This is a genomic window from Kineococcus sp. NBC_00420, assembly GCF_036021035.1.
GTDB lineage: Bacteria > Actinomycetota > Actinomycetes > Actinomycetales > Kineococcaceae > Kineococcus.
The window spans coordinates 4,835,386-4,848,563 of sequence record NZ_CP107930.1 but is presented as its reverse complement, the minus strand read 5'-3'; the positions used below and the strand labels follow the sequence as shown (position 1 = coordinate 4,848,563).

At 73.2% G+C, this 13,178-nt stretch carries 14 protein-coding genes and 1 pseudogene; 11 read left to right on the top strand and 4 right to left on the bottom strand.

The window, feature by feature from the left end:
- Window positions 1–83: 83 nt before the first annotated feature.
- Both OG218_RS23710 and OG218_RS23705 read right to left on the bottom strand, forming a co-directional pair.
- Window positions 84–515: an SAV_6107 family HEPN domain-containing protein gene (locus tag OG218_RS23710; RefSeq protein ID WP_328295678.1), complete on the bottom strand. Its 432-nt coding sequence runs from the start codon at window positions 513–515 to the stop codon at window positions 84–86.
- A 57-nt stretch (window positions 516–572) separates the two neighbouring features.
- Window positions 573–977, bottom strand: a complete 405-nt coding sequence (locus tag OG218_RS23705) for a DUF6504 family protein (RefSeq protein ID WP_328295677.1) — start codon at window positions 975–977, stop codon at window positions 573–575.
- 354 nt (window positions 978–1,331) lie between these two features.
- On the opposite strand from OG218_RS23705, the gene OG218_RS23700 reads away from it, so the two are divergent.
- From OG218_RS23700 to OG218_RS23665, 8 genes are all read left to right on the top strand, one after another.
- On the top strand, window positions 1,332–1,952 hold the full coding sequence (locus OG218_RS23700; RefSeq protein WP_328295676.1) for a DUF6318 family protein: 621 nt from the start codon (window positions 1,332–1,334) through the stop codon (window positions 1,950–1,952).
- Entirely contained in the window at window positions 1,949–2,782 is an 834-nt protein-coding gene (locus OG218_RS23695) for a PKD domain-containing protein (RefSeq protein ID WP_328295675.1), read from the top strand. Before OG218_RS23700 ends, OG218_RS23695 begins: the two co-directional genes overlap by 4 nt.
- Before the next feature lie 66 nt (window positions 2,783–2,848).
- The gene (locus OG218_RS23690; protein WP_328295674.1) at window positions 2,849–3,370 is read left to right on the top strand and encodes an aminoacyl-tRNA deacylase; all 522 of its coding nucleotides are present in this window, start codon (window positions 2,849–2,851) and stop codon (window positions 3,368–3,370) included.
- Window positions 3,367–4,188: an alpha/beta fold hydrolase gene (locus OG218_RS23685; RefSeq protein ID WP_328295673.1), complete on the top strand. Its 822-nt coding sequence runs from the start codon at window positions 3,367–3,369 to the stop codon at window positions 4,186–4,188. The genes OG218_RS23690 and OG218_RS23685 overlap by 4 nt, the downstream gene beginning before the upstream one ends.
- Before the next feature lie 9 nt (window positions 4,189–4,197).
- Window positions 4,198–4,893: a monooxygenase gene (locus OG218_RS23680; protein ID WP_328295672.1), complete on the top strand. Its 696-nt coding sequence runs from the start codon at window positions 4,198–4,200 to the stop codon at window positions 4,891–4,893.
- A gap of 44 nt (window positions 4,894–4,937) precedes the next feature.
- Complete coding sequence (locus tag OG218_RS23675) at window positions 4,938–5,726, top strand: carotenoid biosynthesis protein (RefSeq protein ID WP_328295671.1); 789 nt, start codon at window positions 4,938–4,940, stop codon at window positions 5,724–5,726.
- Entirely contained in the window at window positions 5,723–6,826 is a 1,104-nt protein-coding gene (locus tag OG218_RS23670; protein WP_328295670.1) for a glycosyltransferase family A protein, read from the top strand. Before OG218_RS23675 ends, OG218_RS23670 begins: the two co-directional genes overlap by 4 nt.
- Window positions 6,823–8,289, top strand: a complete 1,467-nt coding sequence (locus OG218_RS23665) for a phytoene desaturase family protein (RefSeq protein WP_442906552.1) — start codon at window positions 6,823–6,825, stop codon at window positions 8,287–8,289. The genes OG218_RS23670 and OG218_RS23665 overlap by 4 nt, the downstream gene beginning before the upstream one ends.
- On the opposite strand, the gene OG218_RS23660 is transcribed toward OG218_RS23665, so the two are convergent.
- The gene (locus OG218_RS23660) at window positions 8,286–8,930 is read right to left on the bottom strand and encodes a CDP-alcohol phosphatidyltransferase family protein (protein ID WP_328296286.1); all 645 of its coding nucleotides are present in this window, start codon (window positions 8,928–8,930) and stop codon (window positions 8,286–8,288) included. The genes OG218_RS23665 and OG218_RS23660 overlap by 4 nt on opposite strands.
- Before the next feature lie 101 nt (window positions 8,931–9,031).
- On the opposite strand from OG218_RS23660, the gene OG218_RS23655 reads away from it, so the two are divergent.
- From OG218_RS23655 to OG218_RS23645, 3 genes and pseudogenes are all read left to right on the top strand, one after another.
- Window positions 9,032–10,129 (top strand): polyprenyl synthetase family protein, encoded by a 1,098-nt coding sequence (locus tag OG218_RS23655; RefSeq protein WP_328295669.1) that lies wholly within the window; start codon window positions 9,032–9,034, stop codon window positions 10,127–10,129.
- Window positions 10,024–11,685 (top strand): annotated as a pseudogene (crtI, locus tag OG218_RS23650) (phytoene desaturase family protein); the annotation flags it as partial. The gene OG218_RS23655 and the pseudogene crtI, both read left to right, overlap by 106 nt.
- Before the next feature lie 2 nt (window positions 11,686–11,687).
- A complete protein-coding gene (locus OG218_RS23645; protein WP_442906551.1) occupies window positions 11,688–12,647 on the top strand; it encodes a phytoene/squalene synthase family protein in 960 nt (319 codons plus the stop codon).
- A 50-nt stretch (window positions 12,648–12,697) separates the two neighbouring features.
- Here the strand turns inward: OG218_RS23645 and OG218_RS23640 are convergent, their stop codons facing one another.
- On the bottom strand, window positions 12,698–13,093 hold the full coding sequence (locus tag OG218_RS23640) for an Rv2175c family DNA-binding protein (RefSeq protein ID WP_328295667.1): 396 nt from the start codon (window positions 13,091–13,093) through the stop codon (window positions 12,698–12,700).
- Window positions 13,094–13,178 lie beyond the last annotated feature (85 nt).

Genomic DNA, 13,178 nt, shown 5'->3' with positions numbered 1-13,178 from the left:
AGAACGCGCCCGTGGGGAAGGCCGAGCGGAGTGGTGCGAGGTGCTGGGTCGCGGGCGCGTCCGCCGGTGGTCGCCCGCGGCGTTCAGCCGGCCAGCGGGAGGGCGCTGAGCCCGAGCAACGATTCCACGACGCGATGGAACTGCTCGGCGTCGGCGAGGAGTTCCTCGGCGGCAGCCTCGTCGACGACGCCGGTCCGGCCGGCCTCGACCGCGGAACGCAGCGGGGCGGTCGCGGCGAACCGCTCAGCCCACTCCTGCAGGGCGGAGTCGAAGGCGGGGAGCATCTCCCAGACGCTGCGGGGGCCGCTGCGCCGGGGACTGGTGGGACGTCCGTGGACGGCGACGAGGGCGGCGCCCGCGCGCAGGGCGGCGAGGTGGGCGTGGACGTAGCGCTCGGCGGTGTCGTCGGAGCGCAGGGCGACGAGCAGTTCGTCCTCGCAGCGCTCGAGCAGGTCGAGGGCGGCAGTGGTCAGCGGGCGCGGGAGACCCTGGGGGACGTCGAGAGTGGCGGGCATCGCGTTCTCCTCCGTGATCGGTCGGTCTGGTGCGGTGCAGTGAGGTCGGGCGGCGGTTCAGTCGCTGACGCGCAGCAACTGCCAGCCGTCCGATCCGTCAGGAGAAGGAGTAGCAGCGCCCTCCGACACAGCCGCCGTTCCGGGCGGGACGCGGCGGGCGAGGTCGTAGACACCGACCGCACCGGAGCGCCCGACGCTGGCCTCGACGCGGAAGACCTCGCGTTCGAGGTCGCCGATCTCGAGGACGGGACGGACCGCGGTCGCCGTGCCACCGCCCGTCGGGCCGTCCCCGTGGACGGCGGCGACGGCCGGGTGCTCCCACCAGGCGCTGCGTTCACGCCACCGGGACAGGACCGTGCGCACGACGTAGAGCCGTCCGTGCCAGACGAACTGGACGGGTTCGTCGGGCGCCTCCCCCACCGCACCGGACCGGACGTGGACCTCGTCGAAGAACCGTCGCACCGCTGTCACCTTCCCCACTCGAGCCGGCGCTGCGGTGGATCACCCGCAGCGCGGCGAGCCGGGGGAAGCGGCCCGCGACGACACACCCGGAGCGCGGCCCGCGGAGCTTCCCCTCCCCCCGGACCGCGCCACCGGGCGGTCACCACGTTCGAACACCGGTTCGAACGCAACTCGAAGCTACACCACCCCACTCAGGGGTCGTCAACGGTGAACCGGGTCATCCACAGAGCGGAGAGTCTCTCCCCAGGGACGGAGGGTGAGCGCTCGCGAGAGGTCACCCGAACGGCCGACAGGTTGTCCACAGACGCCGTCCGGCGGTGCCTGCGAGAGCCCCGGCCGTGCGACCGTGCCGCAGTGATCCAGCTCCACCGCGCCGCCGTACCCCTCGTCACGCTCGCCGCCACCGGCCTGCTCGTCGGGTGTTCGAACGAGACCGTCGCCGCACCCGTCGCGAGGTCCACGACCACCGCGACGAGCGGACCCGTCGCGACGCCGACGCCGTCGGAGACGCAAGAGACCTCGCCGCGGAGCGACCCGACCACGACACGATCGCTACCCGTCCCAGAGCTGTCCGAACTGGGCACCACGTTCACCCAGGACGGTGCGAGCGCCTTCGCCGGCTACTACATCCAGGTCCTCAACTACTCGAGGAACACCGGGGACGTAGCGCTATTACATTCGATCTCAGACTCGGGCTGCTCTGGCTGCGACTACGACATTCGAGAAATTACCGGCTACCTCACCCACGGATACGAACACGTCGGCTTGGAGACTCGGTTTCGCGAGACGTGGTTCAGATCCTGGGATCCTGCGATTGGCGAGATCCAGATGGATGTCACCGTCGACAGACCTCCCCACGTCATCGTCGATGCTTCGGGTCACGAGATCGAACAAGTGCCTGGTTTGACAGGGGAAACGTTCTTCCTGTGGCTGAAATGGATCGACGGCCATTGGATCGTTTGGGAGGCAGAGTGACAAGCAAGATGCAGGCCGCCTGCATCGTCGCCTTTGGGTTCATCTCCGTCCTCGGGCCGCTCCCAGCTGCAGAAGCAGCCAGAAACTCCTGGGGTCGCGCTTCCGGAGGCTCCGTTGAGGTTGGCGCTGGTACCGCGAAAGCCAGCAGAGAGCCGACACGAAGACAAGAACCGTCCAAGACTTCCGGGCCTCCGGTCCAGGTCTCCAAGACCCCCGCCTGCGGCCGCAACGGCCCGGAAGGCTCCTTCGGGTCCGACACCTGCCGGGCCTCCATCGCGAACTGCCCGCCCGGGCAGTTCCTCGTCACCACCTGGACCCGGACCGGCGACGACGTCCGCTGGGTCAACCAGGGGAACTCCTGCACGACCGACGCAACCACCGCAGAACCCGTCGTCCTGCCGACCGTCACCGAGGCCGACCTGCGCCGCGTCCCGCTGCCCGCGAGCCCGGTGAACCTCCAACCCGACGGCGGCGAGGCCCTGCTCAACGTCCCGCTGATCCTGCACACCACCGCGGGGACGGTCACCCGGGACACCACCATCCTGGGCTACCCGGTCACCATCCGCGCCACGCCGACGAGCTGGACGTGGACGTTCGGCGACGGTTCCACCCTGGGGCCCACCGAGGATCCCGGAAACCCCTACCCGCACCAGAGCCTCACCCACACGTACACCGCAGCGGGCGACCGGGAGATCACCCTCACCACCACCTACACCGGCGAGTACACGATCGCGGGGCTCCCCTACCGACCCATCGACGGCACCGCCTCGGTGACGTCCGCACCGACCCCGGTCCACGTCCTCACGGGATCCACCGTCCTCACGCGCTGACCTGCACGAACGTCTCCCGGACGCTCGGCGCGACGGGGCGCGCGAACCGGCCTACCGTGGTGGTGCATGAGGTGGACGGTGCTGCAGGAGACTCCTGGGAACGGGGGGCCGACCACCGCCACGCCCCCCGCCGTGGAGGCCACCGCGACCGCTCTCGTCGACCTGGGCGGCGCGGGTGAGGTCCTCGAAGTACCGGCGACCCTGCGCAACCCGGCCGAGCTCGCGGAACACCTCGGGGTCCCGCTCGCCGCCGTGGCGACCACCGCCGTACTGAAGACCCGGGACAGCAGGCACCTGCTGGTCGTGGCCTCCGCGACGCACCCGATCTTCCTGCCCACCCTCGCCGGCGTGCTCAGCGAACCGGAACTCCGGTGGGACGACGACTCGGAAGTGCTGCGCCGCACCGGATCCGTCCTGGGATCGGCGTCGCCCATCGGACTCACCGCGGAACTACCGACCTTCGTGGACGTGGCCCTGGCCCCGTACCCGGCGATCTGGGTCCCGGCCGGACACCCGCACGCCGTGTTCCGCACCCGCTACGACGAGCTCCTCCGCCTCACCAGCGGGCACCCCGTCGAGATCGGATGATCGAACTCCTCGAGGGGTTCGCCGTCCACCACGCCGGGTCCACCGTCTCCGAGGCACCGGTCGTCGTCCTCGTCCACGGACTCGGCGGCGCCGCGAGCACGTGGGCCCCCCTCGTCCCGCACCTCGCCACCGACCACCGCCTCATCGTCGTCGAGCTCCCGGGGCACGGGGTCGGTCCGTCGATCGACAGCGCGCAGATGAGCCCCCGGGCGCTGGGTGCCCGGCTGCACCGGCTCACCGCCACCCTCGCGAACCGGCAGGGACGCACCGTCCACCTGGTCGGGCACTCCCTCGGCGGCTGGATCTGCCTGGAGGCCGCGGCGGAACCCGGGGCCCGCGACACCATCGCCAGCGTCACCGCCTTCACCCCCGCGGGGCTCTGGACGACTCCCCGCCGACGGCCGCCGCTGCTGCCGACCGGTCAGCAGTTCGCCCGCCTCGCCGGCCGGTTCCCGAGTGGACTCGTCACGACCAGGATCGGGCGGACGCTGGCCCTCGGAGCGACCAGCACCGCACCCCGCCGCCTGCCGGCCGAGGTCGTGCGCGCGGCGGTGCGCTCCATCGCCGCCGCACCCGGGTACGCCGGCGCGGACGCCGGCATCGCAGGCGGGGCGTTCACCCGGGGCGGTGCGGTGCTCGTCCCGGTGACGGTCGTGACCGGTCTGCGGGACCGGGTGCTGCCACCGTCGTTCGTGGTGCGGGCCTGCGCGCCACCGCAGACGCACTGGCTGGAGTGGGAGGACTGCGGTCACGTCCCGGTGTGGGACCGGCCCGCGGACTGCGCCACCGTCGTCCGCGACCGACTGCGCACCGCGTAGCCTCAGCGCGTGCCCACCCCTGAGATCGTCACGCTCGACGTCTGGAAGGTTGCGGCGCAGACCGTTCCGCGGGCGCTGTGGCGGATGGCCGTGGACCGCCGGACGGTGACGCGACTGCCGGGAGCGCAGTTCGCGAAGCTCCTGGGCACCGGTGACGGCACGACCTTCACGGTCCGCGACGCGGACCCGCTGCACTGGGCCGTCCTGGTCGCCTGGAACTCCCGGGCCGACGCCGACCGCTACGAGGACTCCCGGCCGGTCCGCGCCTGGCGGGGTTTCGCCGCCGAGCGGTTGCAGGTCCGCCTGGCCCCGCTGAGCAGCCGCGGCAGCTGGTCCGGGCGCGAACCCTTCGGCGGGTCCCGGTCGGCGCCGGACGACGGCGGGCCGGTGGCCTCGATCACGCGCGCCCGGTTGCGACCGACGAAGGCGCCCTCGTTCTGGCGGGCGGTCCCGCCCGTCGCCGCCGACCTGCACACCGTGCCCGGGTTGCGGTGCGCGATCGGGGTGGGTGAGGCGCCACTGGGGTACCAGGGGACGTTCTCGTTGTGGGAGTCGACGAACGCGATGCGGGAGTTCGCCCACCGCCGCAGCGCCCACCGCGAGGTCATGGCCGCCACCCCGCGGGAAGGCTGGTACGCGGAGGAACTGTTCGCGCGGTTCCGGGTGCTGGAGGTCCGCGGGACGTTGGACGGAGCCGTGCCCTGAGGCCGGCCGGGGCTCGTGTCGGAGCCGACTCCTAGAGTGCTGGGGTGCCTCCCAAACTCGCGCCGCTCCTGACCGGGGTCCTCACCGGGGCGGCCGTGCTCACGCAGATCGCCCACCCGCTGCTGCGGGGCGAGACCCTGCGCCGCACGACGATCGGATCGGTCGCGGCCTTCTCCGCGGCGGCCCTCGGTGACGCGGCCCGCCGGGGCGGTGCGCGCGGGACGGTGACGACCCTGGCCGTCGCGGGCGGTCTCGGTCTGCTGGCCGAGGCGGTGGGTACCCGCACGGGGAAACCCTTCGGGCACTACCGCTACGCCGGGACCCTCGGTCCGCAGGTGCTGGACGTGCCGGTGGTCGTCCCGCTGGCGTGGACGATGCTGGCCCAGCCGGCGGTCCGGCTCGGACGGCGCCTGGCCCGGGAGCTGCCCCGGGAGTGGTCCCGCGGACGGCGTGACGTCGTGGTCGTCGCCACGGCCGCGTGGACGCTGGCCAGCTGGGACCTCTTCCTCGACCCGCAGATGACCGCCGCGGGCCACTGGGTCTTCGCCGACCCCCACCCGCACCTGCCGGGGGTGCCGGGCATCCCCCTGGGCAACTACGCGGGCTGGTTGCTGACGGCCCTCGTGATCTGCGCGGCGCTGCACCGGGCCCTGCCGGCGGAGGACGAGGACCCGCAGACCGTCCCCGCGACCCTGCTCAGCTGGACCTGGCTGGGCTCGACGCTGGGCAACGCGGTGTTCTTCCGGCGTCCCGTCGTGGCCGCCTACGGCGGGGTCGCGATGGGGCTCACCGTCCTCCCCTACCTCCGCGTCGTGCTCGGGGGTCGGCGGTGAACTGGTGGCGCACCCTCACCTGGGCCGGGACGGCGAGCGCCGTGGCGCTGACCGCCCACTCGCTGGTGAACGCCCGCGCGTTGCGACTCCCTCCGCTCGATCCACCGCCGGTCCCGGGACGGATCAGCGTGCTGGTGCCGGTGCGCGACGAGGAGGACCGCGTCGAGGCCTGCCTGACCTCGCTGCTGGACCAGCTCAGCGTCCCCGACTACGAGGTGCTCGTCCTGGACGACGCCTCGACCGACCGCACGGCCGACATCGTCGCGGCGATCGCCGCCGCCGACCCACGGGTCCGGTTGCTGCGCAGCGACGGCCCGGAACCGGGCTGGCTGGGGAAGACCCACGCCTGCCACCTGCTGGCCCAGGCCGCCGGGGGTGAGGTGCTGGTCTTCGTGGACGCGGACGTGGTGCTCGCCCCGCACGCCGTGGCGGCGGGGGTCGACCTGCTGCGCAGCACCGGCCTGGACCTGGTCAGTCCCTACCCCCGCCAGCTCGCCGACACCTGGAGCGAGCGGCTCGTGCAGCCGTTGTTGCAGTGGTCCTGGCTGACGACGTTGCCGCTGCGGCGGGCGGAGGTCTCGCCGCGGGCGAGCCTCGCCGCCGCGAACGGGCAGTTCCTCCTCGTCGACACCGCCGCCTACCGCGACGCGGACGGGCACGCGGCGGTGCGGGCCGAGGTCCTCGACGACCTGGCCCTGCTGCGGTCGGTGAAGGCGCACGGTGGGCGCGGTGGGGTCGCCGACGGCACGGCGCTCGCGACGTGCCGGATGTACGGCGGCTGGGACGAGCTGCGCGAGGGGTACGCGAAGTCGTTGTGGTCGGCGTTCGGATCGGCCCCCGCGGCGGGCGCCGTGGGTGCGGCCCTGGCCCTGGCCTACCTCGTGCCGCCGGTCGCGGCCCTGACGGGGTCGAAGGCGGGGGCGCTCGGCTACCTCGCCGGCGTCGTCGGCCGCTACGCGGCGGCGGAGCGCACCGGTGGCCGTTCCGTTCCGGACGCGTTCGCGCACCCGGCCTCCATCGCCGTCTTCCTCGGGCTGCTGGCCGACTCCTGGCGCCGCCACGGCCGGGGCGAACTGACCTGGAAGGGGCGGACGCTCTGAGCACCGTCGTCGTCATCGGGGCGGGCCTCGGGGGGTTGTCGGTCGCGGCGCGACTGGCCGCCCTCGGGCACCGCGTGGAGCTCTTCGAGCAGGCCGAGGAGGTCGGCGGGAAGCTCGGCTGGTTCAGCCGGGACGGGTTCTCCTTCGACACCGGTCCGTCGCTGCTGACGCTGCCCGCGGTGCAGCGCGACCTGTTCCTCAAGACGGGTGACCCGATCGAGTCGGTGCTGGACGTCGTCCCGCTCGACCCGATCGCGCACTACCGCTTCGCCGACGGCACGGAACTCGACCTGCCGGGGGGCGGGATGCCGGTCGTCGCCAAGGCCCTGGACGAGGCCCTCGGGGCGGGGACGGGAGCGCAGTGGACGGCGTTCCACCGCCGCGCCGCGGCGATCTGGGACGTGGCCCGCGAACCGTTCCTCGAGTCCCCCCTGGAGGGTTCGCGAACGCTGGTGCGGTTGGCCCGCAGACGCTCCGACGTCACCACGGTGGCCCCGTGGGCGAGTCTGCGGGGATTGGGACGGCGCTACCTGAGTGACCCGCGCCTGCGGGTCCTGCTGGACCGCTACGCCACCTACTCCGGGTCCCACCCCGCGAAGGCGCCCGCCGCGCTGGCGACGGTGCCCTTCGTCGAGCAGGCCTTCGGCGCCTGGTACGTCCGCGGCGGGTTGCACGGGCTGGCGCGCGCCGTCGCGGACCGGGCGGGTGAGCTGGGGGTGCGGATCCACACCGGGACCCCGGTCGCCGCCGTGCTGAACGAGGGGGTCCGTGCGAGCGGGGTCCGCCTCGCCGACGGCACCGAGGTGCACGCCGACGTCGTCGTCTCGGCGGTGGACGCTGCGCAGCTGTACCGCACGCTGCTGCCCCGACCGCGGCTGGCGCCCCGCCGTTCGCGCCGCTCGACGTCGGGGTTCGTGCTGCTGCTGGCCCTGGACGGGCGGACCCCGGGGCTGCGTCACCACACGGTCCTCTTCCCCGACGACTACGACGCGGAGTTCGCCGACCTCGCCGCCGGCCGGCCGGTGGCGGACCCGACGGTCTACGTCAGCGCCCCCGACGACCCGGCGCTGCGTCCGGACGAGAACTCCGAGGCCTGGTTCGTCCTGGTCAACGCCCCCGTGCACGACCCGGAGCGCGGCACCGACTGGAGCGCACCCGACCTCGTGCGCCGGCACACCCGCACGGTGCTGGAGACCATGGCGTCGCGCGGTCTGGACGTCCGGGACAGGCTGCGTTGGAGCGAGGTCCGCACCCCCGCCGACCTCGAACGCCGCACCGGCAGCGACGGCGGGGCGATCTACGGGACGGCCAGCAACGGGGCGCGCTCGGCCTTCCTGCGCCCGGCGAACCGCTCACCCGTCCCGGGGTTGTTCCTCGTCGGGGGCAGTTCGCACCCGGGTGGGGGGCTGCCCCTGGTGGGTCTCTCGGCGCGGATCGTCACCGACCTCATCGGGCCGGCCTAGAGCCGGCGGCCGACCGCGGTCGCGACCTGCACCAGCCCGATGAAGCCGAGGACGGCCCACACCCCGGCGCCGAGCGTCGCCCAGTCCAGCCAGACGACGACGGCGGTGGCGGCGGCGCAGGACGCGGCGATCGCGAGCCGGACGGGGCGTTCGGCGACGGAGACGATCCGCACGTCGTCGACGCCGAGGCCCTGACCCCGCGCGCGCAGGTACTCCTGCAGCTGGGCGAACCCGCCCGCGGTGAGGACCAACCAGGCCGGGGCGCCGCACCCCCAGAGCACGACGGCGCACGCGGCGTCGCCGACCCGGTCGCAGGCCGCGTCGAGCAGCGCGCCGCGGCGGCTGGTCCGGCCCGTCATGACCGCGACGGCACCGTCGAGGTTGTCGAAGATCCCGGCGATCGCGAGCAGCGCGCCGGCCGCCACCGCCGCCACCCCGCCGCGGCCACCGAGCACGGCGACGGCCGCCGCGACGACCGCGAGGGCACCGCCGGACAGCGTGATCGCCGCCGGGGGGACGCCGGCCCCGGCGAGCGGGCGGGCGAGGGCGTGCGCCGCGCTGAGCCAGCCGCGGACGAGGGCGTTGGCGTGCGTTCCACCGTGCAGTGCACGCCAGGCGCGCAGGTACGCCTCTCGATCCATCGCCACGGACCCAACGGTAGAGCCCGACCCGCCCGTGACCCGCCGGTGACCAGCCCGGACGCGCGTTCGCCTGCCGACAGGGGGGTGCTTAGAGTGCACCTGTGCCGCCCGCCTCCTCCGCCCACCCGACGGTGACCAGCGATCTGCGACGTGCCGTCTCGGAGGTCCTCGACGACTTCCTGCGGGACCAGGCCGCGGTCCTGAGCGAGGTCAGTGACGACTGCACACCGATCCTCGACGCGATCTCGTCGTTGCTCTCCGGTGGGAAGCGGTTGCGTCCGGCGTTCTGCTACTGGGGTTTCCGCGGCGTCGGTGGCGACCTCCCCGACGAGGGCATCGTGACCGCCGCCGCGTCGCTGGAACTCTTCCAGGCGGCGGCGCTCATCCACGACGACGTGATGGACGACTCCGACACCCGCCGGGGCCAGCCCGCCGTGCACCGCCGTTTCGCGTCGCTGCACGCGGCGCAGGGCTGGGACGGCAGCGGCGAGCGGTTCGGGCTGGCCGGGGCGGTCCTCGCGGGCGACCTGTGCCTGGGGTGGAGCGACGAACTCTTCTCCCGGGCCCGCCTGGACCCCGACGCCCTGGACCGCGGCCGGCGGATCTTCAACGTGATGCGCACGCAGCTCATGGGTGGGCAGTACCTCGACATGCTCGAGCAGGCGTCCTCGGACCAGCGCGGTGCCGCCGGCGCCGTGGACCGGGCCCGGCGGGTCGTGACGTTCAAGAGCGCGAAGTACTCCATCGAGCACCCGCTGCTGCTGGGGGGCTCGCTGGCCGGGGCCTCGACCGACCTGCTGGCCGACTACTCGCGCTTCGGGCTGGCGCTGGGTGAGGCGTTCCAGCTGCGCGACGACGTCCTGGGCGTGTTCGGTGATCCCACCGAGACGGGCAAACCCGCTGGGGACGACCTCCGGGAGGGCAAGCGCACCGTGCTGGTCGGTCTGGCCGTGCAGGCCGCCGACCCCGCCCAGGCCGCGCAGATCAAGCGCTACCTGGGCGCCCCCGACCTGGACGCCTCGGGCGTCCAGACCTTGCGACAGGTTCTGGTGGACACCGGTGCCCTGACTGGAGTGGAGAAGATCATTTCCGAACAGGTAGACGTGGCCTGCGCGACGCTGGACGCCGCCGACGTGAGCGAACCGGCCCGCGCCGCGCTGCACGAACTCGTCGTCGCCGCCACGAGCCGTCGCTCGTGAGCGCCCTCGACCGCACCCTCGACTGGTTGCCGGGCCGCACCCGGCACGTGAGCGGCCCCAGCGAGAACGTCGTCGTGGTCGGGGCCGGCCTCGCCGGGCTGTCCACCGCGATGCGCCTGGCCGGTGCCGGACGCAAGGTCACCGTCCTCGAACGGGAGGACGTGCCGGGTGGTCGTGCCGGACTGGTGGTGACGGACACGGCGGACGGGCAGTACCGCTTCGACACCGGTCCGACGGTCCTCACCATGCCGGACCTCATCGCCGACTGCTTCGACGCCCTCGGCGAGGACATGAACGACTGGCTGGACCTGCAGCCCGTCGACCCGCTCTACCGCGGGAACTTCGCCGACGGTTCGAGCCTCTACGTCTCCTCGGACGTGGAGCGGACCGCGGTGGAGATCGAGAAGCTCTGCGGCGCAGCGGAGGCCGACGGCTACCGGCGTTTCGTCCAGCACGTCGCGAACCTCTACCGCTACGAGATCCGCGACTTCATCGACTCCAACATCGACACCCCGCTGGACCTGCTCAAGCCGAACCTCGTGCGCCTGCTGGCGGCCGGGGGCTTCAAGAAGATGGCCCCCGAGGTCGGGAAGTTCCTCAAGGACCCGCGGACCCAGCGGATGTTCTCCTTCCAGGCCCTCTACGCGGGGCTGTCCCCCTACGACGCCCTCGCGCTCTACGCCGTCATCGCCTACATGGACTCCGTCGCGGGGGTCTTCTTCCCCAAGGGCGGCATGCACGCGCTGCCGACGGCGATGGCGGCCGCGGCGGAGAAGCACGGGGTGCAGTTCCACTACGGCACGACCGTCACGAAGGTGGAGCACCACGGCGGACGGGCCACGGCGGTCCTCACCGCGGACGGGCGGCGGTTCCCCGCCGACGTCGTCGTGCTCAACCCCGACCTCCCGGTCGCCCGGGAGCAGCTCCTCGGGGACCCGGTGCGGCGCAAGCTGACCTTCTCCCCCTCCTGCTACCTCCTGCTGGCCGGGTCCTCGAAGGACTACCCGGATCCGGTCCACCACTCGATCCACTTCGGGGACGCGTGGGAGCAGGTGTTCGCCGAACTCCTCGACGGGCGGCTGATGAGCGACCCCTCGGTCCTCGTCTCGCGCCCCACGGTCTCCGACCCGTCGCTGGCCCCGGCCGGCAAGCACGTCTACTACGTGCTCTTCCCGACGCCGTCGCTCTCGGCGGGCTCGAGCCGGATCGACTGGGACACCCACGCCCCGCGCTACCGCGAGCACGTGCTGGAGGTCATGGAGCAGCGCGGCTACGAGGGCTTCGGCGACTCCCTCGAGGTCGAGGACGTCGCCACCCCGGCCGACTGGGAACGCCGGGGCATGGCCGACGGCGCCCCGTTCGCGTCCTCGCACCTGTTCCGCCAGACCGGGCCGTTCCGGCCGGGGAACATGTGGGGCGAGAACGTCGTCTTCACCGGCTCCGGCACCCAGCCCGGGGTCGGGGTGCCGATGGTGCTCGTCTCGGGTCGGCTGGCGGCCGAGCGCGTGACGGGCCGGGACCGCTCGTACCGTTCGCGCGCCTGGCGCAGCGTGTGAAGCTGCCCCGCAGCAGCGCCGCGGCCCTGGACGCGGCCGCGGCGACCGACCCCGCGCTGCACGACCCGGAGCTGCGCGCCGCGTTCGAGACCTGCCGGCGCCTGCACGCCGACCACGGGAAGACGTACTACCTGGCGACGTTGCTGCTGCCCGCGGCGAAGCGTCCCTACGTGTGGGCGCTGTACGGGTTCGCCCGCTACGCCGACGAGTTCGTCGACTCCTTCACCGACCCCGACCCGGACGCTCTCGTCGCGTGGTCCGACGACTTCCTGAAGTCGTTGGACGAGGACGGCCCGCACGACCCGGTCGGGCGGGCGATGGCGGTGACGATGCGCCGTTGGGACATCCCGCGGGAGCAGGTCGAGGCGTTCCTGGACTCGATGCGGATGGACATCACCGAGACCGGCTACCCCACCTACGCGGACCTGGACCGCTACGTCTACGGGTCCGCGGCGGTCATCGGTCTGCAGATGCTGCCGATCCTGGAGCCGCTCACCCCGGACGCCGTCGCGCCGGCCCGCGCCCTGGGCGTGGCGTTCCAGCTGACGAACTTCATCCGCGACGTCGGTGAGGACCTCGACCGCGGTCGGGTCTACCTGCCCGGTGAGGACCTCACGCGGTTCGGGCTGACCCGCGAGGACCTCTTCGCCGCGCGCAGGGCGGGGACGACACCGCAGGCCGTCCGCGACCTGCTCGCCTTCGAGACCGAGCGGACCCGGGAGCTGTACGCCGAGGCGGAGCTCGGGCTGGACATGGTCCACCCGACCAGCCGGGACTGCCTGCGCACGGCGTACCTGCTCTACGGCGGGATCCTCGACGAGGTCGAGCGCGCCGGGTACGACGTCCTCGCACGCCGGGTGCGGGTCAGCGGACGCCGTCGCCTGGCCGTCGCCCTGCCCGGCCTGGTCCGGGCCCGGCGGGCGCGCCGCGAGGAGTCGCGCTGGCGGACCGCTGCCCGCTGAGGTCCCCACCGACGACCTCACTGGGCCAGCGAGGTCGTCGGTCGTGGTCCTCAGAAGCTGAGGGCCTGCGCGCGACGGCGGATCTCGGTCTTGCGGTTCGCCTTCAGCGCGTCGACGGGCGTGCCCGGCAGCGTGTCGTCCGGCGTGTAGAGCCACCCGATGGACTCGGTGTCGGTGAAGCCGGAGTCGGCGAGCACCGACAACGTGCCCTTCAGGTGGTTCAGCGGACCCTCAGGGGTGACGAATCCGGCGGGGACGTGCGCGACGGCACGTTCCCCGCGACGGACGGCCACCAGTTCACGTTCCTGCAGCCAGCGCCGGACCTCGCGCTGGTCGACGCCGGCCACCTCGGCCACGTCGGGGACGGTCAGCCACTCGGGGACGAGGGCGTCCAGTTCGTCGGTACCCGTCTCACGGGCGATCTCTGCTCTCAGCGGTGCAACCACCCCACCAGTCTGCCGTCTCGCGACGCGCCCGCCCACCTCCCCCGACGAAGTCACGCTCTCCACCATCGTTGGGGTGGTGGTGTCG

Coding starts and splice junctions, on each gene's coding strand:
- OG218_RS23710 (WP_328295678.1), bottom strand. CDS start 515: ATGCCCGCCACTCTCGACGTCCCCCAGGGTCTCCCGCGCCCGCTGACC.
- OG218_RS23690 (WP_328295674.1), top strand. CDS start 2,849: ATGAGGTGGACGGTGCTGCAGGAGACTCCTGGGAACGGGGGGCCGACC.
- OG218_RS23685 (WP_328295673.1), top strand. CDS start 3,367: ATGATCGAACTCCTCGAGGGGTTCGCCGTCCACCACGCCGGGTCCACC.
- OG218_RS23660 (WP_328296286.1), bottom strand. CDS start 8,930: ATGGATCGAGAGGCGTACCTGCGCGCCTGGCGTGCACTGCACGGTGGA.